We start from the raw sequence: 1,416 nt of genomic DNA, 5'->3' as shown, positions 1-1,416 counted from the left end.
GCCGAACGGCAGGGGAGCCGACCGGCCCGTCAGCCGGAGGACCCGCTGTCCCGCGGAGCCCTGGTGGCGTCAGCCCTTCAGTGCGGCGAGGGTGGCGTCCAGGTCGGTGGCGTCGGGCTGGTTGGCGAACTGCGCGCCAACGGATGTGTCCGGGAAGGAACCGACCGCGGGGCTGTCGGGGCTGACACCGCAGCAACTGCGCATCGCACGCCACGTGGCCGAGGGCGCCACCAACCGGGAGGTGGCTCAGCGGCCGGCCGGCAGCACCCGCACGGTCGACTACCACCTGCGCAACGTCTTCGCCGCCCTCGGCGTGCGCTCCCGCATGGAACTGGCCCGCATGGTCGACCAGGAGCAGCGCTGACCCCCGGAAATCTCGGCAGACCCGGCGAGAAGACACCGCACGACCCTGGGGACCGACCGGACGGTATGTCATCCTTCGAAGCAGCACTACGCGGGTGACGACGGCCGTACGGCCGGCGCACCCGCCGGACGCCGCTGCGCCCGGACGGCGCCGGGGGCCGCCGGAAGGCCGAAGTCGGGGGAGGACCGCCATGCACCCTGCCGCACGCACACGTACGACGTTCCGCACCGGGCCCACACCCGTTCCGCAACCGCGGTCACGACGGATCCGGTCGCTGATCGACGCCGACGCGCTGCGCGTCCTGCACCGGGCCGCCCGCGTCCTGCTGGACGACCTGCCGGACCTGACCGACCGGCTGCTGGCGGTCCTGGGCGAGCAGGAACCGGCGTACCGGACAGCGCTGGAGAACGACCATGCCGCCACCTGGCAGGAGGTGTACCGCTCGCTGCGGCACAGCGTGACCTCGCTGCTCGACCCGCGCGGCACCCGTGAGGCGGCCCACCGCTGCACCTGGCGGATCGGCGTCGCCCGCGCCGAGCAGGGGCTGCCGCTGGACGCCCTGCTGCACGCGTTCCGGCTGGGCGGATCCCTGGTGTGGCAGCGGCTGGTCGAGGAGACCACCCGCTCGGAGCCCGAGGACGTCCGGCTCCTGGTGCACGTGGCCACCGACGTGTGGAACTTCGTCGACGAGCACTGCACCCTCGTCGCCGACGCCTACCGGCAGGCCGAGCGGCAGCTCGCCTGGCGGCGCGAGAACAGCGTGCGCCTGCTGGCCGCGGCCCTCCTGGACGGCACGAGCCGGATCGCGGACCTGCCCGAGACCGCCGAGAGGCTGTGCCTGCCGGAGCACGGCCGGTACGTCGTCGTCGCGATCGCAGGCGGCCCGCCCCACGATCTCCCGCCCGGCGGGAGCGCCTACCTCCACTCAGGAGTGGAGGTGGACCACGGCATCGTCCTGGTCGGCGGCGAGGGCGACGGGGAGGCCGACCTGGACCCCCTTGCGGCCCTGGCCCTGACCGCCGACGCCCCGGCCGGATGCCGGATCGGTGTCG

The 1,416-nt window shown here is 74.2% G+C and carries 2 protein-coding genes; both read left to right on the top strand.

Annotated features, from left to right (window positions below):
* Nucleotides 1-364 (top strand): helix-turn-helix transcriptional regulator (locus ABZ281_RS49325; protein WP_356665377.1); only part of this gene is annotated, 364 nt, incomplete at its 5' end.
* A 190-nt stretch (nucleotides 365-554) separates the two neighbouring features.
* Nucleotides 555-1,416, top strand: an 862-nt coding sequence (locus ABZ281_RS49320; protein WP_356665375.1) for a PucR family transcriptional regulator, incomplete at its 3' end; no start/stop codon positions are given.

The sequence above is a fragment of the Streptomyces sp. NPDC006265 genome (assembly GCF_040613555.1).
Classification (GTDB): Bacteria; Actinomycetota; Actinomycetes; order Streptomycetales; family Streptomycetaceae; genus Streptomyces.
Note: the sequence above shows the minus strand (reverse complement) of the source record. Positions and strands in the feature narration are given on the sequence as shown.